This window comes from Clostridium sardiniense, assembly GCF_050584765.1.
GTDB lineage: Bacteria > Bacillota > Clostridia > Clostridiales > Clostridiaceae > Clostridium > Clostridium sardiniense_A.
In genome coordinates this window covers 37,849-60,153 of the sequence record NZ_JBNOOR010000003.1, presented here as the reverse complement: position 1 = coordinate 60,153, position 22,305 = coordinate 37,849, and the positions used below count along the sequence as shown (strand labels likewise).

The window sequence follows — 22,305 nt, the reverse complement described above, 5'->3', positions numbered from 1 at the left end:
ATAAATATACTAAAATATGCAAATTAAAAATAAATATAATTAATGTTAATAAGAGTACAAACAATATAAATTTATATATAGGTAAAATATATATTAACATAGGAAACTTTAATTATATTTAATTTAGGTTTTAGCTTATAATATATTTAATGAAAAGAATGCATTATAAATACATAAAGAGTATGTGATAAATATATTAATAATTTAAATTAAGTAATAAAAAGTATCTATAAACATATGATAATAGTTATCACAGTGATATAATATAAATTAATTAAAGGAGTGAGCTTATGGGCAAAAAAATTAGACTTGCTGGCATAGCTTATGAGAGCTTAGTAAATGGACCTGGTATGAGAAGAGTATTTTTCTCACAAGGATGTAAACATAATTGCGAAGGATGCTTCAATCCTGATACTCATGATTTCTCAGGTGGAGAAGAAAGAGATATGGATGAACTTATAGAGGATGTATTAGATAATCCTATTATTAAGGGCGTTACATTTAGTGGTGGAGATCCAATGGAAAGAGCAGAAGAATTTGCTTATATGGCAAAGAAATTCAGAGAAAATGGATTAAATGTTTGGTCATTTACAGGCTATACCTTTGAATATATCTTAGAGCATTTAGAGGATAGATTTGGATGGAGAGAATTTATAAACAACATAGATGTTCTTATAGATGGTAGATTTGATGAAACAAAGATGGATGATGGCATAAGATTTAGGGGTTCAAGTAATCAAAGAATCATAAATGTTAAAGAGAGCCTAGATAAAGGCGAAATAGTTTTAGTACATGAATACATGAACTAATTTATTTATATATGAAGGGAGAGAGTTATATGGACGTAAGTGCAAAGGCAAAAAAATGGACAGAAGTTCAAGGGGTAATCATTTCTTTATTTGAGGATAATTTAGAATTAAAAACTCCTGAAATAAATAAAATGATAAAGCATTTAGAAAAGAGTGGTAAGTTTAGCGGAAAAGAAGGTGAAGTTTATACTTTCACTCAAGAGGTAGAAGGCAATATAGAAGATATAGTTTTATTAGGTCTTGGAAAAGAAGAAGATATAAATTTAGAAAAGATAAAAGTTAATTTATCAAAAGCTTATAAAAAGATGAAAGAACTAAAAAATGATGATATTGTTGTAAGAATGATAGAAACTGAGAATTTAGATGTAAAAGAAATGGCTAAAGCTATGACAATATCTTTAATGCTTTCAGATTATGAATTTGATAAATATAAGAGTGATAAGAAAGATGAAGTAAAGGATGTATTTGTTTCAATTTCATGTGCTAAATTAAATGATTCAATGATAGATGAGGTTGAAGAATATATAATTGAAGGAAAAGATATAGCAGAAGGAGTAACTATAGCTAGAGACTTAGTTAATGAACCTGCAAATGAAATGTATCCAGAAGTCTTAGCTGATGAAGCTAAAATATTAGGTAATAAGTTTGGATTTGAAGTTGATATCTTTGGAAGAGAAAAGATTGAAGAATTTGGTATGGAAGCTTTTATATCAGTTGCAAAGGGATCAAGTAAAGAACCAAAGCTTATAGTTATGAGATACTTTGGAGATAAGCATAATAAAAAAGATGTTCTAGGACTTGTTGGTAAGGGATTAACTTATGATTCAGGTGGATACTCAATTAAGCCAACTGCAAGTATGGATACAATGAAATCAGATATGGGTGGTGCAGCAGCTGTTATAGGTGCTATGGCGACTATCGCAAAAAGAAATTTAAGAATGAATGTAATAGCAGTAGTTGCAGCTTGTGAAAATATGATATCAGGAAATGCTTATAAGCCAGGAGATATTATAGGAAGTATGGCAGGTAAGACAATTGAAGTATTAAATACAGATGCTGAAGGTAGATTAACTTTAGCAGATGCAGTAACTTATATAATAAGAAAAGAAAAGGTAAATGAAGTTATTGAAATGGCTACACTTACAGGAGCTGCTCTTGTTGCACTTGGAGAGACAACAACAGCTGTTATAACTAATGATGAAGAATTATATAAAGAATTAGAAGATGTATCAAAATATACAGGAGAAAAGGTATGGAAGTTACCAACATTCCCTGAATATAGAGAATTAATAAAATCTGATATAGCTGATATTAAAAATATAGGTGGAAGAAATGCAGGTACAATAACTGCTGGATTATTTATAGAAGAATTTGTAGATGATGGAGTATCATTCTTACATTTAGATATTGCAGGAACTGCTTGGACAGATTCAGCAAAGCCTTATAAATTAAAAGGTGGTACTGGAGTACCTGTTAATTCAATATATGAATTAGCAAAAGGAAGAGAAAACCTATAATAAATATTTTACTTTATTAAAAAGCAGCTTTTTAGCTGCTTTTTTTATGTAAGAAGATATAGGTGTATGATAGAATGTATTAAAGAAAATAATATTATAAAATATGTTAAGTGAATGAGCTTATTATTAGGAGTAGTTAAACCTGGTGTTAACACTCCTATATTTTTTAGAGGGAGGGAGAAAAATTACTATGAAATTTGTACTAGCACCAGATTCTTTCAAAGAGAGCATGACTTCAAAGGAAGCATGTGATGCAATGGAGCGAGGAATAAAAAAAGTAATAAAAGATGCAGAATGTATTAAGGTGCCTATGGCAGATGGAGGAGAAGGAACAGTTGAAGCTTTAGTTTGGGCGACAAATGGATCAATTTCAAAAGTCATGGTAAAGGGACCTTTAGGAAATGATGTGGAAGCCAAGTTTGGAATGCTTGGAAATTCAAAAACTGCAGTAATTGAAATGGCAGAAGCAAGTGGGATTGCACTTGTAGATAGGGATAAAAGAAATCCTATGATTTCAACAACATATGGTACGGGGCAGATAATAAAAAGAGCATTAGACTTAGGTGCTGAAAAAATTGTTATTGGAATTGGAGGAAGTGCTACTAATGATGGCGGGGCAGGTATGATCCAAGCATTAGGAGGAAGATTACTTGATGAGGATGGCAATGAACTTTCTTTTGGAGGAGGAGAGTTAAGGAGACTTTCTAAAATTGATGTATCAGGGTTGGATAAAAGATTAAAGGATATAGATATAGAAGTTGCTTGTGATGTAACTAATCCACTTTGCGGAAACCTTGGAGCATCTCACGTGTTTGGTCCACAAAAGGGAGCGACAGAAGAGATGGTCTTAGAACTTGATAAAAACCTAGAGCATTATGCAGAAAAAATTAAAGAATATTTAGGTAAAGATATAAAAGATGTAGAAGGTGCCGGAGCAGCTGGTGGTCTTGGAGCAGCACTTCTAGCATTTTTAGATGGTAAGCTTAAAAGAGGAATTGACATTGTAATAGAGCATACTAGATTAGAAGAAAAATTAGAAGGTGCAGACTTCTTGCTTACAGGAGAAGGTAGTATTGATGATCAAACTATCTATGGAAAGACCCCTATGGGAGTTTCGGTAGTTGCAAAGAAAAAAGGTGTAAAGTCAATTGCTTTTGGAGGAAGAATATTAGAAGGATCTGAAAATCTTTATAATATAGGAATAAATTCTATATTATCTATTACTCCTGGAGTTATAACATTAGATGAAGCACTAAAAGATGGAAGTAAGAATTTAGAGAGAACAGTTGAGAATGTTATAAGACTTTTATAAGATATCCATAGAAAGTATGCACAGATATGTGGATAAATAGCTAATAAAATTCAATATTGTGGATAAAAGATAGGCACTAAGGTTTTGTATTAAGCTTAATAAAGTTTGTACAAAACTTTAGTGTAGTTTATTTATTCTTTATATATTTATTTCTATAACTGATAGGTGGTAATCCATTATATTTTGTAAAAATACGTGAAAAATAGGATGGACTACTAAAGCCAGTTAAGTATGATATTTCATTTATAGAAGAATTACTCTTTTTTAGAAGTTCACAAGCTTTATTTAATCTATAATTTATAAGATATTGCTGTGGACTCATAGTCATATTTAATTTAAAAAGTTTAAATAAGTGACTTCTATCTATATTTACTTCAGAAGCTATATCTGCAACAGATATTTCTTTATCATAATTCTTGTGAATGAAATCTAATGCATCAGTAACATAGGTGTCAGAATTACTAACGTTATAATTACTTGTGTTATTATCATATTCACTTATAAGAGTCCCCAAAAATAAGTAAAGATAACCTATAGCAAGAAATGGATCACCAGTATTACAATACTCAAATATTTTATCAAAATAAAAATTAATGGATGTGTCTTTCTTATAATTAAAAACATAGTTATCATCTGAAAAACCACATAACTTAAGCAATGACTTGCATTCAGTACCATTAAATCCTATCCATTTATACTTCCAGGGGTTATTCTCACAAGGAAAATATTTATTCTTAATTTGAGGTGGAATTAAAAAACCATCCCCTTTTTTTAAGTGATATTCTATTCCATTTATAGTTGCTATCCCTTCACCTTCTACAATATAGTGAATTAAATAGTAGTCTATAGGTACATATTCAAAGGCCTTTGTAGCTTTGCAATCTTCATAACCGCATTCGTAAATAAATAATTCTTTACTCGGTCTATTGTTAGTCTTAAATAATCCAACAAAATCTCCCATGATGAAAACCTCCTTAAAAGATGCAACAAAAGTGAAAATTAATACAACAAAATGTAATCGAAAAAAAGTTTAATAAAATATAGAATATATTTAGAAAGAATATTAAATTCAATACAATTTTACCATATTATATATATACTTACAAATCAATGCAGATCAATGTATGTAGAGTTTTATTGTTTTTTGCATTGCTTGTAAAGGTTTACCAAGTGATTAGATGTATTGATTTTAAATTATGAAATAATTAATGGGTTATAAATAAGGAGGAATTAACATGGACGATTCAAGGAGAAGAATGAGTTCTAAGGCATTGATGCTTATGACATTTACTGCTGTATTCTCATTCAACAGTATAATTAACAACAGTATAAATATAGGACTTGCATCAATACCGACTTATGTATTTGCAACAATATTTTACTTTTTCCCATTTGCACTTATGATTGGGGAGTTTTCATCAGCAAATCAAGATTCAGAGTCAGGAGTTTATAGTTGGATTAAAACAGCACTAGGCGAGAAATGGGCGTTCTTAGGATCTTGGGCATATTTCTTTGTTAACTTATTTTTCTTTACGTCATTATTACCACAAACTTTAATATATGCTTCATATACTTTCCTAGGAAGAAATATATTCCAAGGAAGTAATATGACAGTTATTATATCAATAGTATCAATAGTACTGTTTTGGGTATCAACGTATGTATCTACAAAAGGTGTAGATTGGATATCTAAAATAACTAATATATCTGGAGTAGCTAGAATAATAATTGGTATTGGATTTATAGTTCTTGCATTTGGAGTAACTTTTGCATTAGGAGAGGCCCCAGCACAAGAATTTGCAGCATCTACAGTAGCTCCAAAATTCAATTGGGCATATTTCATGACACTTGCATGGATACTTCAAGCGGTTGGAGGAGCTGAGAGTATTGGTGTATACGTTAAAGATGTTAAAGGTGGAACAAAAGCTTTCGTAAGAACAATGTTATTATCTACAGCTGCAATAGGATTAATTTATAGCTTAGGCTGTGTTGCTGTTGGACTTATAGTTCCTGAATCAACTTTAAGTGGAAATTTCTCAAATGGATTATTCGATTCATTTATTATTTTAGGTAAATATTATGGAATAGGTAATTTTATTACTAATATAGTTGGATTAATAATGTTATTAAGTAGTTTAGGATCACTTGTTATATGGACCGCTGCACCAGCTAAAATACTTTTCTCAGAGATTCCGGAAGGAATTTTAGGAAAGTGGATTGCAAAGACAGATAAGCAAGGAACTCCAGTAAATGCGCTGTATACACAAGCTATTATAGTAACTGTTCTTTTAATAATACCTGCACTTGGAATAGGATCAATGGATACATTCTTAGAAACTTTAATAAATATGACTGCTGCAACATCACTAATACCAGTATTATTCCTATTAATTGCATATATAGTTTTCAGAATTAAAAAGGATAATATAAAAAGAGATTTCAAACTTGGAAGTAGAAATATAGGTATAGGTGTAGGCGTAATGTTATTAGCATTATTCACGCTATCATTTGTAATATCAACAATTCCAGAACCATCAATAATTATGGATTACCTAAAAGGAGTACCTTTAGCTGAAGGAGTTGCAAATCCAATGTTCGTGCTTGGGTACAATATCTTAGGAATCGTATTATTCATGGGAATTGCATTATTCTACTGGAATAGATATGAGAAGAAGGTTAGTGCTTCAAATACTATGTATAGAAGAGAGAGAAAATCTAATTTAGTTGCACAAGAACTAGCGGCAACAAAAAGTGAAGATAAAGATAAATAGTTTTAGTATATAAAATAATTATTAATTAGATGAAATGGGAGGATTATTATGAAACTTTGGGAAAATATCAATATTGATGGAATTAATAGATTAGAGGCAAGAAGTTATTTTAGGAGCTTTGATTCAATAGAAAAAGCAGAAATAAATGAAAATAGATATAGTCATAAATTTAAAAATTTAAATGGTACATGGAAGTTCTTATTCTTAGATGCACCAGAATATTCACCAGTTGGCTTTAGCAATGAGAATTTTAATATAGAAAATTGGGATGATATAATCGTTCCAGGGAATTGGCAACTTCAAGGATATGGAAAGATGCATTATTCAGATCTTTGGTATAACTTTCCTATAAACCCTCCATATGTACCGACAGAAAATCCAACAGGAATCTATAAGAGAAGTTTTTATATTGATGAGAGTTGGAATGATAAAAGGGTAATATTGAGATTTAATGGTGTAGATTCAGCATTTAATATTTGGATAAATGGGGTAGAAGTTGGATATAGCAAGGGAGCTAGACTTTTAACTGAATTTGATATAACGGATCATATAAGACTTGGAGAAAACCAATGTACTGTTAGAGTATATCAATGGTCAGATGGAACATACCTAGAAGACCAAGATATGTGGTGGCTAAGTGGAATATTTAGAGACGTTGAACTTATAGGAGAGCCAAAAGATGGTATTGAAGATATATATGTAGTTACAGATTTAGATGAGGATTATAACAATGCAAATCTAAATGTAAATTTAAAACTTAAGTCAACAGAATGTGATCTTATTTCTTTTAAATTAGTAGATAAAGATAATAATAGAGTATTTGAAGAATCAGTTGAGATAAGCAATGAAAAAATAACATTTAATAAAGAAGTAATGTCTCCATTAAAGTGGACAGCAGAAACTCCAAATTTATATACATTATTTATAACTGTTATGAAGTCCGGAAAAGTAGTAGAAGTTATACCTCAAAGAATTGGATTTAGAAAAATAGAATTAAAGGGTGAATTTTTCACTGTAAATGGAGTGGCTATAAAGTTCAAAGGTGTGAATAGACATGATTATAATCCTAAGACAGGAAGAGTTGTAACAAGAGAAGAAATTGAAAAAGATATTATTTTAATGAAAGAGAATAATATAAATGCCATAAGAACAGCTCACTATCCAAATCAATATTATTTATATGAATTATGTGATGAGTATGGAATGTACTTAATTTCAGAAACAGATTTAGAATGTCATGGATTTGAATTAACAGGAAATTATAAGTGGATAACTGATGATCCAGCTTGGGAATTAGCTTACGTTAAGAGAATGGAAAGAATGGTTGAGATGTTAAAGAATCATCCATCAATAATAATGTGGTCTTTAGGGAATGAATCATCATTTGGATGCAACTTTAAGGCTATGACTGAAAAGACAAAGGAGATGGATCCAACTAGATTAGTACATTACGAAGGTGATTTTGATGCTGAAATAACAGATGTATACAGCACTATGTATACTTGGCTTGAACATAAGGAAAAATTACTTATGGATAAGGTTATTAAAGAGAGCAAAAAGCCTCATATACTTTGTGAATACTGTCATGCCATGGGTAATGGACCTGGAAATCTTAAAGAATATCAAGATTTATTCTATGCACATGATAAGTTACAAGGTGGATTCGTTTGGGAATGGTTTGACCATGGTATAGAAACTATTAGTGAAGATGGACAAGTTTATTATAAATATGGTGGAGACTTTGGTGATGATCCAAGTAATATTAATTTCTGTATAGATGGACTTATAATGCCAGATAGAACTCCATCTCCAGGATTACTTGAATATAAGAAAGTAATTGAGCCAGTACAAACAGAAGCTGTAGATTTAAATAAAAGAATATTTAAACTTATAAATAGATATGATTTTAATGACTTAAATACTTTAGATTTAGTATATACAATAGTTGAGGACGATAAGATAATAGAAAGTAAAAAGGTAGAACTTCCTTCAATTAAAGCAAGAGATACTAAGGAAATAGAGCTTAATTACTCTTTAGATTTAAAGAAGGTTAAAGGTGCCGATTATTATGTAAACTTATCTTATGTATTAAAAGAAGATACTATGTGGTCAAAAGCTGGCATTGAACTTGCAACAGCACAATTTAAGTTACCAATAGATACAGAAATGGTTAAGATAAAACCAGAAGGAGATCTAGAAGTTAAAAAAGATAACTATAGATTAATAGCTAAAGGAGAGGACTTTGAAGTAGAGTTTGATTTAGTTAGAGGTAATATAGTACATGTAATTAAAGACGGATATAAGTTAGTTGAAGAAGGTCCAAAATTAAACTTCTGGAGAGCTCCAATTGATAATGATATGTATGTAGTTGAAGATTATAAGAAAAAATACTTTATGCATTTAATGCACGAAGTTGCAAAAGAAGTATCTTATGATGTAAAAGAAAATATATTAACTGTTACTGTAAAAGTTGTAAATGGAACAACTAATAGCTCATGGTACTATGAATCAAGTTATGAATATGTAGTATATCCAACTGGAGATATAGTAGTAAATGTAGAAGGAGTTCCTTCAGGTATGATTGAAAATGCCCCAGACATGCTACCAAGAATAGGAGTTAAACTTAAAGTTAACAAAGAGTGTAGTAATGTAACTTGGAAGGGAAGAGGTCCAGGAGAATCTTACGCAGATACTAAAGAGTGTAATCTTTTTGGAGTATTTAATAAAACTGTAGACGAGATGTTTACAAACTATGTTAAGCCACAAGAAAACGGAAATCGTTCAGACTGTAAGTGGGCAAGCTTAGTTAATGGAAAAGGGTTAGGATTAATTGCATCAACTGAAAATAAGTTTGATTTTAGTGCATCTTATTATGAAGATATAGATTTAGAATATGCTAAGCATACAATAGACCTTAAAAAGAGAGATTATGTAGTCTTGAATATTGACTATAAGCAAAATGGTGTTGGAACTAATTCTTGTGGACAAAGTCAATTAGAAAAGTATAGATGTAAGTTTGAACCATTCAAATTATCATTTAAATTAACGTCATACAATAATACAGAGGTATCAGCAGTATCATTAGGTAGAGAAGTAATAGATAGAGAATAGTTAAAAAGAAATAGAGATAATTTGTTTTAAAAAAGATTTTTAAATAAACTAAAAAGAATGAGTCTTATTGACTCATTCTTTTTCTATTAAATATATTAGAAGTCTGATTGACCAGTTGTTCTTGGGAATGGTATTACGTCTCTGATATTTGACATACCAGTGATGTACATTATTAATCTTTCGAATCCAAGTCCGTATCCTGAGTGCTTAGTTTCTCCGTACTTTCTAAGCTCTAAGTACCACCAGTAATCTTCTTCATTTAAGTTAAGTTCTGCCATTCTTTGTTTTAATAAATCAAGTCTTTCTTCTCTTTGGCTACCACCAATTATTTCTCCTATTCCAGGAACTAAAAGGTCCATAGCAGCAACTGTTTTATTATCTTCATTCATTCTCATGTAGAATGCCTTAATATCCTTTGGATAGTCAGTTACAAATAGTGGCTTTTTGAAATGTTCTTCTGTTAAGAATCTTTCATGTTCTGTTTGAAGATCTATTCCCCATTCAACTGGGTAGTCAAACTTCTTGCCACAATTCTTTAAGATTTCAACTGCATCTGTATAAGTAACTCTAGCAAAGTCTGAGTTTACAACATGGTTTAATCTTTCAACTAATCCTTTATCGATGAACTTATTGAAGAATTCTATTTCTTCTGGACATTCATTCATTACATACTTAATTACGTAAGTAAGCATTTCTTCTGCAAGTTTCATGTTATCTTCTAAATCAGCAAATGATATTTCAGGTTCAACCATCCAGAACTCTGCTGCATGTCTTGCTGTATTTGAATTTTCTGCTCTAAATGTTGGACCAAATGTATAGATATTTCTAAATGCTAAAGCATATGATTCACCATTTAATTGTCCTGAAACTGTAAGGTTAGTTTCTTTTCCAAAGAAGTCTTGTGAGTAATCAATTGCGCCTTCTTCAGTTTTAGCAACATCATTTAAGTCAAGAGTTGTAACTCTAAACATTTCCCCTGCACCTTCGCAGTCACTTCCAGTAAGAATTGGAGTATGAGTATAAACAAATCCTTGATCTTGGAAGAACTTATGAATAGCATAAGCTGCAACTGATCTTACTCTAAATACTGCTGAGAAAGCATTACTTCTAGGTCTTAAGTGAGCAATCGTTCTTAAGTACTCAAAAGTATGTCTTTTCTTTTGAAGTGGATAATCTGAATCTGACATCCCTTCAATTACGATTTCTTTAGCTTGAATTTCAAATGGTTGTTTTGCATTTGGAGTTTCAACTAAAGTACCAACTACTTTTAATGATGAGCAGATTGGAAGTTTTGATATTTCTTTAAAATTATCTAACTTGTTATCAAAAACGATTTGGATATTCTTAAAGAAAGAACCATCATTAACTTCTATGAAACCAAAAGCATTTGAAGCTCTTAAAGTTCTTATCCAACCAGTTATTGATACTTCTTTATCTAAGTAATCTGAAGTATTTCTGTAAATTGACTTTACTAAAGTATTTTTATCCATTATATTACCTCCTGTAATTTTAAAAATCTTTTTTATAAAATAAAAAAACCTCTCATCCCCAAAACTATGGGACGAAAGGATACTATCGCGGTACCACCCAAATTGCTATAAAATTTATAGCCAACTCAAAATGTAGGCACATTTAATTATGCCCTTCTAGAAGTTAACGGTCTAGAAAATTCCGTCTAAGTCTACTAACAATAAATGCTTTCGGTTAGAAACTCGGAGATGTTCTTCAAAATAGGCTTCATATAAGGCTTACACCATCCCTTACTCGCTAAGACTACGTCCTAAGTTTACTCTTCTCGTCACAGTTATTTTAAAAAATAATATTATATTAAATTGATTTTACAATACTTTTCTAACAAATGCAACTTACTTAGCATATATTACTTATATATTAATATTATTAGGAGAAGTTTTATGATACTTGAGAAGCTTATAATGAAGAAAAATAGCGAGCTTAATGAATTAAAGAACAGACTTTTTTACAGAGGAGAAGAAGATAGAGAGGAAATTTTAGAAGATATCAAGAATGTAATTGAAGATTTAGATATCATATTAGAGGAAGAAAAGAAATTAGATATTGAAGTAGAAGAAAATAGCTTTAGAGGATATAGAGGTTACAGAGAGATTAACGAAGAACCTAGTGAGCCTGATAGAGCAGGTAGAGAATTTACTATGATGGATTTATCAAAATACAATGGTGAAAATGGAGCACCAGCTTATATAGCTATAGATGGAACTGTTTATGATGTGACAGGTATTATGGGATTTGAAGATGGAAATCATTTTGGAGTAAAACCTGGAACAGATGGAAGCAAAAATTTTAAAGAATGTCACAATGGAGACAGGAAAGTACTTATGAATTTGAGGAAGGTTGGAGTATTAAGACAGTAGAGTATTTGTGATTTGCAATTGACAAAGGGGCTTATATAAATATGATATTATAATTTATGATTCTATTATATAAGCCCTCATTATAATTTTTAGCTTAGTTATTCTACGCCTGTCTCAAAAGACCTTATTAAACTTTCAGGGAATTTAAGCATTGTCATATCTTTTACTATTCTTTTAACTTCATAAGTAATTTCTTTTATTTCAGCTTTTACAGGTCTATTATTTTCAACATCTAATATGCAGTAGGTTGGATTTGGACGACCTATTTTAGGTTTTCCTATGCTACCATCATTCACAAAAAGCTTGTCTCCAAAATGCTTCACTGATGGTATATGAGTATGAGCACATACTAAAACATCTTCTTTTATATTCTTCATAATCTCAGAAGTGTTATCTCCATCTTCTAACATATATTCATTTATTTTATTTGGACTTCCATGAACAAATAAAATTTTCTTTCCTTCAAATTCTAATGTGATAGAAGTTGGAAGTGAATTTAAATAAAATCTATTTATAGCCCTAAGTTCATCTACTGCCCAAGGTAGTGAGAAAGAATTTATACTATTTTCTCTTATAAAAGTGTAATTTTCATCTACAACTGAGGCATCATAATTACCCTTTAAACAAATAATATTTCTTCTTTTTATCATTGCAACTACTTCATTTGGATGAGGTCCGTATCCTACTAAATCACCCAAGCAAATTATAGTATCTACTTTTTGATCTTCTATATCTTCTAAAGCTCTCATTAGTGCATAAAGATTTCCGTGTATATCTGAGATTACTGCTATTTTCATGTGTATATCCTCCTAATTATTATGTTAATAATATTATAGCACTTAGATTAATTTATATTTATTAAATAATACTTAAGTTGTTATGATTTGTAATTTATTCATAATAGTATATTATAATAAGTAATAGAAAAAAATTAATAAACGGAGGGAAGAAGAATGAAAGAAAATAGAATTAGAAAAGTTATATCAGAAATGGAAAAGAATAATTTATCACAGATGATAGTTTCATCACCATCATCACTTTTCTATTTAACAGGAAAGTGGTTTCATCCAGGAAATAGAATGATAGCATTACTTATTAAATCAAATGGTGATCATAAGTTAGTTATAAATAAGTTATTCCCTGTCGAAGAAGATTTAGGGATGGATTTAGTATGGTATGTAGATACTGAAAATCCAACAGAAGTATTAGCAAAATATGTTGACAAGGATAAAGAACTTGGAATAGATAAAACTTGGGCATCACATTTCTTACTATCATTAATGGATTTAAATGCAGCTAAAGGGTATAAAAATGCATCACCAATAATTGATAACTTAAGAATGATAAAAGATGAAGAAGAAATAGCTATAATGAAAGAATCATCAAAGAGAAATGATGAAACTATGAAGGATTTATGGAGCAACTTAAAAGAAGGAATGACAGAAATAGAATGTGTAGAATTATTAGAAAAATTATACGCTAAAAACGGAGTTCATAAATTCTCATTCTCACCTATTATTGCGGTTTCACCAAATGGAGCAGATCCACATCATAGCACTGATGCTTCAGTACTTAAGAAGGGTCATAGCATAGTAATAGATATGGGTGGAGTTTATAATGATTACTGCTCAGATATGACAAGAACAGTATTCTTTAAGGAAGAGCCATCAGAAGAGCATAAAAAGATATATAACATAGTAAGAGAAGCTAATGAAAGAGCTATTGCTATGATAAAGCCAGGAGTTAAGTTCTCAGATATAGATAGCGCCGCAAGAAGTTATATTACAGAGCAAGGATATGGAGAATATTTTACACATAGAACAGGACATTGTATAGGAATAGACTGTCATGACTTTGGTGATGTAAGCGGAGTAAATCACAATGAAGTTAAGCCAGGAATGATATTCTCAATAGAACCAGGAGTATATTTAAGTGGTAACATAGGAGTAAGAATAGAAGATTTAGTGTTAGTTACTGAAGATGGATGCGAAAGATTAAATAAAGTAACTAAAGAATTAACAGTTATAAAATAAAAATTTTGGAGGAGTTATTTATAATAATTCCTCCTGTAACTTTAAGGTGAATTTATGGGAAGATTAATGATATTTCTATGTACTATAATTGCTGTAGGGGCCATGTTTAGTAATAGAGAAAATAATTCGAGAGTAATTACTATAATAAAGAATTTATTTATAGAAATAAACGTTACGTATTTAGATTTATTTAAAGAAAAGTCAAAAGTTACAAGATGGCTTCAAGGATCATTTTTTATTTTTGCTGAAATAATGACAATAATAGGTGCATTAGGTATAGCATTTAGAAGTATGGATAATGAAATTACAAAAAAAACTTTTGTGATTCCAATACTTATAATAGGAATTGTACTTGCAGTTCATTTATCAATAGGTTATTTACTTCTTGTACTAACTAATATCCAATTATTTATAACAAAAATAGAGAATAGAAATTTAAAAACAGAGCTTTTAATAGCATACTTTATTGTAAGCACATACTTTTTTACATTAATAATGTTCCCTGCTGATTTTGAGAATACATATATTACAGGGCTTATTGGTCTTGCCATGTCTTATTATTTAAATATGAAAGTTTTGATAAAGCTTATAAGAAACCCTAAAGATGTTCATAGCAAAACGAGAGCGAGAAGAACTGGGAGACAAAGAAATAGCGTAGTTATAGCGTCAGTTTTGCTTTTAATTATGATAGTTTTAAATCTATTTTTAGCTGTAAACTTAATAAATAGTGGTATTCCAGGATCATTCTCTAACAATCCATCAGATTTTGATTTGTTTTACTATACTATAGTTACATTTACGACTATTGGATATGGGGATATAGTTCCACTTACTATAGCAGGTAAGATTATAACAATAGTGATTTCAATAACAAGTGTTGTATGTTTAACTGTATTTTTAAGTAGTGTACTTTCAAATACTGATGAGAAGTGAGAAAAAATTATATTAGCTAAAAGATAATTATAATTATCTTTTAGCTTTTTTTATTTAAAAAAATGTTTATATGTGAGAACATTTTAATATATAAAGTTATCTAATAAATAGTTACGTAACTACATAGAGGGTTTAGTTGGGGGTGAAATGATGCAATTAGCTATATTTAGAAAAGAGAGGCTTGTTAGAAAAGCTAAAAGTGGAGAGCGGGATGCTTTTAGCGAGCTTATACGTGAAAATAAGTTATCACTTTATAAAGTGGCAAGAGGAATGCTTAAAAGAGAATGTGATATTGAAGATGCAATTCAAAATACCATAATGAAGGCTTTTGAGGGTATATCTAGCTTAAGAAATAATAGTTATTTTAAAACTTGGCTGATTAGGATACTTATAAATGAATGTAATATTATTTTGAGAAACAATAAAAGGGAAAACTTAGTTGATGTATCAGAAAGTTTTAGTGGATTAAGGCATGATGATAAATATGAGAATTTAGATATAACAAATGCAGTGAATATGTTAGAAATTGATCTTAGAGAAGTAGTTGTACTTTATTATTTTGAAGATTTTAAGCAGAAGGATATTGCAGATATATTAGGTATAAAAGAGGGGACGGTTAGGACTAGACTTCTTAGGGCTAAAAAGAAATTAAAAGAAGCTTTGGGCGAAAGGGAGTAATTTTTATTATGGATAACTTTGATAAAAAATTAAAAAATAGAGTAAATGATGAAATTAAAGAAATACCAGAAAACTTAGATAAAAAGATAGAAGAACTATTAAATGATAAGAAGAAAAATAATAGATGGAAGAGAACAGTTGCCGTAGCAGCTATAGGATTTATAGTATTTTCAAGCTTTGGAGTGACCTTTACAAGTTATGCAACTGGAAGAGATTTTAAAGATATAGTATATTCATTTCTAGGATTTAATGATAATTATAATAAATATGCTACAGGACTTAATGAGGCACAAAGTAGTGAAGGTATGAAGGTAACTATAACAAGTGTTGTATTTGATGGCTATAAGATTAATATTGCTTATAAGCTTGAAGCTGAGAATGATAAACAACATCTAATAGATACTAAAGGGTTTAACCTTCAAACAAATAATTTAGGTGAGACTAAAATAAAAATAAATAATAAAAGTGTAAGCACCTCATCAGGCGAATATTGGAATTTAGATGAAGAAGGAAACCAAATTGGAGTTCTTAGCTATGATGTAGAAGAAGGATGGTTAGATGATATATTAAATACTAATGGATCAAAAAAGTTTATAGATAATAATATATCAAAAGAATTCATAGGTAAAAACGCTAAGGATTTTAATATAGAAATAAATATAAATAAAGATATAGATGGAAAAGAAGCTAATTGGAAGTTTAATATTCCTATATCTAACGAAAAATTAAGAGAGGATATTAAAGAGTATAAAGTGGATAAAAGTGAAGATGGAGTAAATGTAGAATCAATAGTAGTAACTCCACTATCAATATATATAAAGGGAGAATTAAATAAAGATTATGAGGAATTAAAAGTTATCGTAGAAGATAATAAAGGTAAAAAATATGATTTTATAGCTTCAAATATAACTGGTAACTTCGGAAAGTATAAATTTAGATTTGAACTTGATAATAAAATAAAGGATTCAAAGGATATTAAAACTAAAATTTTCTACAATAACAAGGAACTTAAAGAACTAGAGACACAATTAAATATAAAATAAAAAAGAGTGCTTGAAGTATTTCAAGCACTCTTTAAATTTATACTATATTGAGAATAGTTCTTTTTGTATTATAAAATAATTTATTAATATAGAGGTAGAGAACTAGAGCTACTGTAAGAGTTATAAAATTATATGGTAAATATTTAAAATAATTTATATAAAAGTATTATTAAATGTTGTAATGTGAAAATAAGATGGTTAACTAACTATAAGCATTATGGTAGAATAATACAATAATTTGTCGAGTATGTATAATCTTTATATTTTTTAGAGTTAATAACTTAATGAATAGATAATTTTACATATGAAATAGAAAGTGTACTAAAATAAGGGACCCAATAGTAGCTAGATATACATAAAAATATTATACAAATTGTATAAAGGGATTTGTAAAGTATTAATAATTTAAAGGAGAATTAAGAATATGAATAAAAAAAAATTATGTTCAATAATCGTTGGGATGACCATTAGTACAAGCTTTCTAAGCCAGCCATTAATAGCAAATGCAGAAACATCACAAGTTAAATCAATAGGAAAAGATAATCAAGATTTATCTACTAATTCAGAAGTTGTTAATATTCCAGATGCAAACTTTAAAGCTATACTTAATCAAAAGTTAGGACAAGCAAGTGGTGAAAATATAACAAAAGAGCAGTTATCAACAATAAAGAGTATTGCAGCTAGACAGAGGGATATTAAAAGTATAGATGGTATTCAATACTGTACATCACTTGAAACTTTGAGCCTTAGTGAGAATCACATAAGCGATATAAGTTATTTAAAAGGATTAACAAACTTAACAATCTTGCAGATTGGAAGCAATCAAATAAGTGACATAAGCGCCATAAAGGGGCTAACAAAGTTAGAGTGGGTATATTTAGATGATCAAAATATAACATTAGATTCTATTTATAGTAAAGGAAATTATGCGGAATCAAATAATCCAATAAAAGATGAAAATAACAACTCAGTTGCACCAACAGATATAAGTAATGGAGGTGTATATGATTCAAATACAAATCAGGTTAAATGGAGTAATATAACTAACGATGCTAATGGAACTTATAAGTTTAATAAGAATTTGTCTATAGGAAAGGCTGATTTTGAATTTAGCGGAATAGTAACACAACCTATAAAATACAATTCTATACCAATAATAAATGCAAAAGATGAAACAATAACAGTAGGAGACAAGTTCAATCCGTTAGCAGGAGTGACAGCAGAAGACAAAGAAGACGTAGATTTAACAAAGGATATTAAGGTTATAAAAAACACAGTAAATACAAATGCTTCAGGAAAGTATGAAGTAATATATGAAGTAACAGATAAGCAAGGAGCAACTGGAACAAAAACAATAACAGTGACAGTAGATCCAAAGATGGAATATGTTAATATTCCAGATGTAAACTTTAAGGCTGTGCTTAATCAGGAGTTAGGGCAAGCAAGTGATGCGAACATAACAAAAGAACAATTAGCAACAATAAAAAATATTAAAGGTAGATATAAAAATATTGAAAGTATAGAAGGTATACAATATTGCACATCACTTGAAAATTTAAATCTTGGTAACAATCATATAAGTGATATAAGCTATTTAGAGGGTTTGAAAAATTTAAATGATCTAGAACTTGGTGATAATAATATAAGTAATATAAGTGCTTTAAGTAGTTTAACAAATTTAAAAAATTTAGGATTAAGAGCTAATAAAATAAGCAACCTAAGTGCTTTTGAGGGATTAACAAATTTAAGTGACTTAAATCTTGGTAATAATGAGATAAGTAATATAAGTGATTTAAAGGGATTAACAAATCTAACTAATTTAGAGCTTGGTAACAATCAGATAAATAATATTAGTGATTTAAAAAATCTTACCAATTTGACTGCTTTGGGGATAAATTCTAACCAAATAAGTGATGTAAGTGATTTAAAGGGATTAACAAATCTAACAGAATTACAGCTTGGTAACAATCAAATAAGCGATATAAGTGATTTAAAAGGATTAGTAAATTTAATAAGTTTAGACTTAAGTACGAATCAAATAAGTGATATACAAAATCTAAATAATTTAACAAAATTAAAGAACTTACATCTTAATAATAATCAGATAAGTGATGTTAGTTACTTAAAAGGATTAAAAAATTTAACTAATTTGCAACTTGGGAATAACAAGATAAGTAATATAAGTAATTTAAAAGGATTAATAAACTTAACATATTTAGAATTAGGTAATAACCAAATAAGTGATATAAGTGATTTGAAGGGCCTAACAAATTTAACATGGTTGGATTTAAAGAACCAAGATCTAACATTAAATTCTATATATAGTGTAGGAAAGTATGCAGAATCAAATAATCCAATAAAAGATAAAAATAATAATGCAGTTGTACCAATAGATATAAGCAATGAAGGGATATATGATTCAGATACAAACAAGGTTAAATGGAACAATATAACTGATGACATTAATGAAACTTATACATTTAATAAGAATGTATCTATAGGAGGAGCTAACTGTGAATTTAGTGGAACGGTAATACAGCCTATAAAATACAATTCTATACCAACAATAGATGCGAAAGATAAAACAATAACAGTAGGAGACGAGTTTGATCCATTAGCAGGAGTAACAGCGGAAGATAAAGAAGATGGAGAGTTAACAGAGGATATCAAAGTCATAAAAAACACAGTAGATGTAAATACTCCAGGAAAATATGAAGTAACATACGAAGTAACAGATAAGCAAGGAGCAACTGGAATAAAAACAATAACAGTGACAGTAAATCCAAAGATGGTAATAATAAATAGTGCTCCAGTAATAAACGCAAAAGATGAAACAATAAAAGTAGGAGACAAGTTTGATCCGCTAGCTGGTGTAACTGCTACTGATAAAGAAGATGGAGATTTAACAAAAGACATCAAAGTTATTGAAAATACTGTAGATACAAGCAAACCTGGAACTTACAAGGTTGTTTATGAAGTGACAGATAGTCAAGGTGCTAAAACAACAAAAACTATTACTGTAACAGTTAGAAGTAACGATAAGCCAGTGATAAGTGGAGTAGGTAATGTGAGTATAAAAGAAGGAGATAAATTCGACCCTATGTCAGGTGTAACTGCTACTGATACTGAGGATGGAAATATAACTAAAGATATTAAAGTAACAGGAACTGTAGATGTAAATAAGCCTGGAAAGTACGAATTAACTTATACCGTAACAGATACTGATGGAAACACTACAACAGTAAAAAGAGTTGTAACAGTAAATCTTAAGTGGGCAAATATAAATGCAGTACCAACAATAATAGCAGGAAATAAAACAATAAAGGTAGGAGACAAGTTTGATCCGTTAGCTGGTGTAACCGCTACTGATAAAGAAGATGGAGATTTAACAAAAGACATCAAAGTTATTGAAAATACTGTAGATACAAGCAAACCTGGAACTTACAAAGTTGTTTATGAAGTGACAGATAGTCAAGGTGCTAAAACAACAAAAACTATTACTGTAACAGTTAGAAGTAACGATAAGCCAGTGATAAGTGGAGTAGGCAATGTGAGTATAAAAGAAGGAGATAAATTCGACCCTATGGCAGGTGTTACTGCTACTGATACCGAGGATGGAAATATAACTAAAGATATTAAAGTAACAGGAACTGTAGATGTAAATAAGCCTGGAAAGTACGAATTAACTTATACCGTAACAGATACTAATGGAAATACTACAACAGTAAAAAGAGTTGTAACAGTAAATCTTAAGTGGGCAAATATAAATGCAGTACCAACAATAATAGCAGAAAATAAAACAATAAAGGTAGGGGACAAGTTTGATCCGTTAGCTGGTGTAACTGCTACTGATAAAGAAGATGGAAATGTAACAAAAGATATTAAAGTTATTGAAAATACTGTAGATACAAGCAAATCTGGGACTTACAAAGTTGTTTACGAAGTAACAGATAGTCAAGGTGCTAAAGCTACAAAAACTATTACAGTAATAGTCAGAAGTAACGATAAACCGGTAATAAGTGGAGTAGTTAATGTAAGTGTAACAGAAGGAGATAAATTCGATCCTATGGCAGGTGTTACTGCTACTGATACTGAGGACGGGAATATAACTAAAGATATTAAAGTAACAGGAACTGTAGATGTAAATAAGCCTGGAAAGTATGAATTAACTTATACAGTAACAGATAAGGATGGAAATACTACAACAGTAAAAAGAGTTGTAACAGTGAACCTTAAATGGACAAATATAAATGCAGTACCAACAATAACAGCGGAGAATAAAACAATAAAAGTAGGAGACAAGTTTGATCCGCTAGCTAGTGTAACTGCTACTGATAAAGAAGATGGAGATTTAACAAAAGACATCAAAGTTATTGAAAATACTGTAGATACAAGCAGACCTGGAACTTACAAGGTTGTTTACGAAGTAACAGATAGTCAAGGTGCTAAAACAACAAAAACTATTACTGTAACAGTTAGAAGTAACGATAAGCCAGTGATAAGTGGAGTAGTTAATGTGAGTATAAAAGAAGGAGATAAATTCGACCCTATGGCAGGTGTTACTGCTACTGATACCGAGGATGGAAATATAACTAAAGATATTAAAGTAACAGGAACTGTAGATGTAAATAAGCCTGGAAAGTATGAATTAACTTATACAGTAACAGATAAGGATGGAAATACTACAACAGTAAAAAGAGTTGTAACAGTGAACCTTAAATGGACAAATATAAATGCAGTACCAACAATAACAGCGGAGAATAAAACAATAAAAGTAGGAGACAAGTTTGATCCGTTAGCTGGTGTAACTGCTACTGATAAAGAAGATGGAAATGTAACTAAAGATATTAAAGTTATTGAAAATACTGTGGATACAAGTAAATCCGGAGTCTACAAAGTTGTTTATGAAGTGACAGATAGTCAAGGTGCTAAAACTACAAAAACTATTACTGTAACAGTTAGAAGTAACGATAAGCCAGTGATAAGTGGAGTAGTTAATGAGAGTATAAAAGAAGGAGATAAATTCGACCCTATGGCAGGTGTTACTGCTACTGATACTGAGGATGGAAATATAACTAAAGATATTAAAGTAACAGGAACTGTAGATGTAAATAAGCCTGGAAAGTACGAATTAACTTACACAGTAACAGATGCTGATGGAAACACTACAACAGCAAAGAGAGTTGTGACAGTAAACCTTAAATGGACAAGCATAAATGCAGTACCAACAATAAATGCAAAGGATGAAACAATAACAGTAGGAGATAAGTTTGACCCATTAGCAGGAGTGACAGCAGAAGATAAGGAAGACGGGAATTTAACAAAGGATATCAAAGTTATAAAAAATACAGTAGATACAAATACTCCAGGAAAATATGAAGTAACATACGAAGTTACAGATAAGCAAGGAGCAACTGGAATAAAAACAATAACAGTAACAGTAAATCCAAAGGAGGATAATAAAGATACTATAAACAATCCAAATGAAAATAAAGATACTATAAACAATTCAAATAATTCGAATGAAAGTGATAAAGTAAAAGAATTGCCTAAGACAGGTTATGGAGATACATTATCATATATAGGAGCGATTATGACTTCACTAGGTGGCGCATTAGTATTAAAAAAGAAAAAACGTAAGTAAGATTAGATTGCTTTAGGAAGTGCTTTAGTTACTAAATAAACTATAGAATTCCAAGTACATTTTG

Annotated in this window: 13 protein-coding genes, 1 pseudogene and 1 other annotated feature; of the genes and pseudogenes, 11 read left to right on the top strand and 3 right to left on the bottom strand. The window is 29.9% G+C overall.

Annotated elements, in window-relative coordinates; all coding sequences use genetic code 11:
* Positions 1–290: 290 nt before the first annotated feature.
* From nrdG to ACQPUW_RS14115, 3 genes are all read left to right on the top strand, one after another.
* Positions 291–809 (top strand): anaerobic ribonucleoside-triphosphate reductase activating protein, encoded by a 519-nt coding sequence (nrdG, locus tag ACQPUW_RS14125; RefSeq protein ID WP_430838137.1) that lies wholly within the window; start codon positions 291–293, stop codon positions 807–809.
* A gap of 29 nt (positions 810–838) precedes the next feature.
* The gene (locus ACQPUW_RS14120; RefSeq protein ID WP_430838136.1) at positions 839–2,326 is read left to right on the top strand and encodes a leucyl aminopeptidase; all 1,488 of its coding nucleotides are present in this window, start codon (positions 839–841) and stop codon (positions 2,324–2,326) included.
* A 190-nt stretch (positions 2,327–2,516) separates the two neighbouring features.
* Positions 2,517–3,638 carry a glycerate kinase gene (locus ACQPUW_RS14115; protein WP_430838135.1) on the top strand — a complete coding sequence of 374 codons (1,122 nt, stop codon included), beginning with the start codon at positions 2,517–2,519 and terminating at the stop codon, positions 3,636–3,638.
* Positions 3,639–3,765: 127 nt separating this feature from the next.
* On the opposite strand, the gene ACQPUW_RS14110 is transcribed toward ACQPUW_RS14115, so the two are convergent.
* Positions 3,766–4,599 carry an AraC family transcriptional regulator gene (locus tag ACQPUW_RS14110; RefSeq protein ID WP_430838134.1) on the bottom strand — a complete coding sequence of 278 codons (834 nt, stop codon included), beginning with the start codon at positions 4,597–4,599 and terminating at the stop codon, positions 3,766–3,768.
* Positions 4,600–4,873: 274 nt separating this feature from the next.
* Between ACQPUW_RS14110 and ACQPUW_RS14105 the strand changes: the two genes are divergently transcribed.
* Positions 4,874–6,409 (top strand): amino acid permease, encoded by a 1,536-nt coding sequence (locus ACQPUW_RS14105; protein ID WP_430838133.1) that lies wholly within the window; start codon positions 4,874–4,876, stop codon positions 6,407–6,409.
* Between the two features lie 48 nt (positions 6,410–6,457).
* A complete protein-coding gene (gene ebgA, locus ACQPUW_RS14100; RefSeq protein WP_430838132.1) occupies positions 6,458–9,520 on the top strand; it encodes a beta-galactosidase subunit alpha in 3,063 nt (1,020 codons plus the stop codon).
* Between the two features lie 95 nt (positions 9,521–9,615).
* On the opposite strand, the gene asnS is transcribed toward ebgA, so the two are convergent.
* On the bottom strand, positions 9,616–11,010 hold the full coding sequence (gene asnS / locus ACQPUW_RS14095) for an asparagine--tRNA ligase (protein WP_430838131.1): 1,395 nt from the start codon (positions 11,008–11,010) through the stop codon (positions 9,616–9,618).
* Positions 11,011–11,074: 64 nt separating this feature from the next.
* Positions 11,075–11,331, bottom strand: a binding site (T-box leader).
* A gap of 102 nt (positions 11,332–11,433) precedes the next feature.
* Between asnS and ACQPUW_RS14090 the strand changes: the two genes are divergently transcribed.
* Positions 11,434–11,910, top strand: a complete 477-nt coding sequence (locus ACQPUW_RS14090; RefSeq protein ID WP_430838130.1) for a cytochrome b5 domain-containing protein — start codon at positions 11,434–11,436, stop codon at positions 11,908–11,910.
* 98 nt (positions 11,911–12,008) lie between these two features.
* On the opposite strand, the gene ACQPUW_RS14085 is transcribed toward ACQPUW_RS14090, so the two are convergent.
* Positions 12,009–12,707, bottom strand: coding sequence for a metallophosphoesterase family protein (locus ACQPUW_RS14085; protein ID WP_430838129.1), 699 nt, complete (start codon positions 12,705–12,707; stop codon positions 12,009–12,011).
* Positions 12,708–12,863: 156 nt separating this feature from the next.
* On the opposite strand from ACQPUW_RS14085, the gene ACQPUW_RS14080 reads away from it, so the two are divergent.
* The 5 genes and pseudogenes from ACQPUW_RS14080 to ACQPUW_RS14060 form a co-directional block, all read left to right on the top strand.
* Positions 12,864–13,943 (top strand): M24 family metallopeptidase, encoded by a 1,080-nt coding sequence (locus ACQPUW_RS14080; protein ID WP_430838128.1) that lies wholly within the window; start codon positions 12,864–12,866, stop codon positions 13,941–13,943.
* 54 nt (positions 13,944–13,997) lie between these two features.
* Entirely contained in the window at positions 13,998–14,876 is an 879-nt protein-coding gene (locus tag ACQPUW_RS14075; RefSeq protein ID WP_430838127.1) for an ion channel, read from the top strand.
* Positions 14,877–15,023: 147 nt separating this feature from the next.
* Positions 15,024–15,554: a sigma-70 family RNA polymerase sigma factor gene (locus ACQPUW_RS14070; protein ID WP_430838126.1), complete on the top strand. Its 531-nt coding sequence runs from the start codon at positions 15,024–15,026 to the stop codon at positions 15,552–15,554.
* An 8-nt stretch (positions 15,555–15,562) separates the two neighbouring features.
* Entirely contained in the window at positions 15,563–16,597 is a 1,035-nt protein-coding gene (locus tag ACQPUW_RS14065) for a DUF4179 domain-containing protein (protein WP_430838125.1), read from the top strand.
* A 736-nt stretch (positions 16,598–17,333) separates the two neighbouring features.
* Positions 17,334–22,226: pseudogene (locus ACQPUW_RS14060) on the top strand (immunoglobulin-like domain-containing protein); the annotation flags it as partial.
* Between the last annotated feature and the right edge of the window lie 79 nt (positions 22,227–22,305).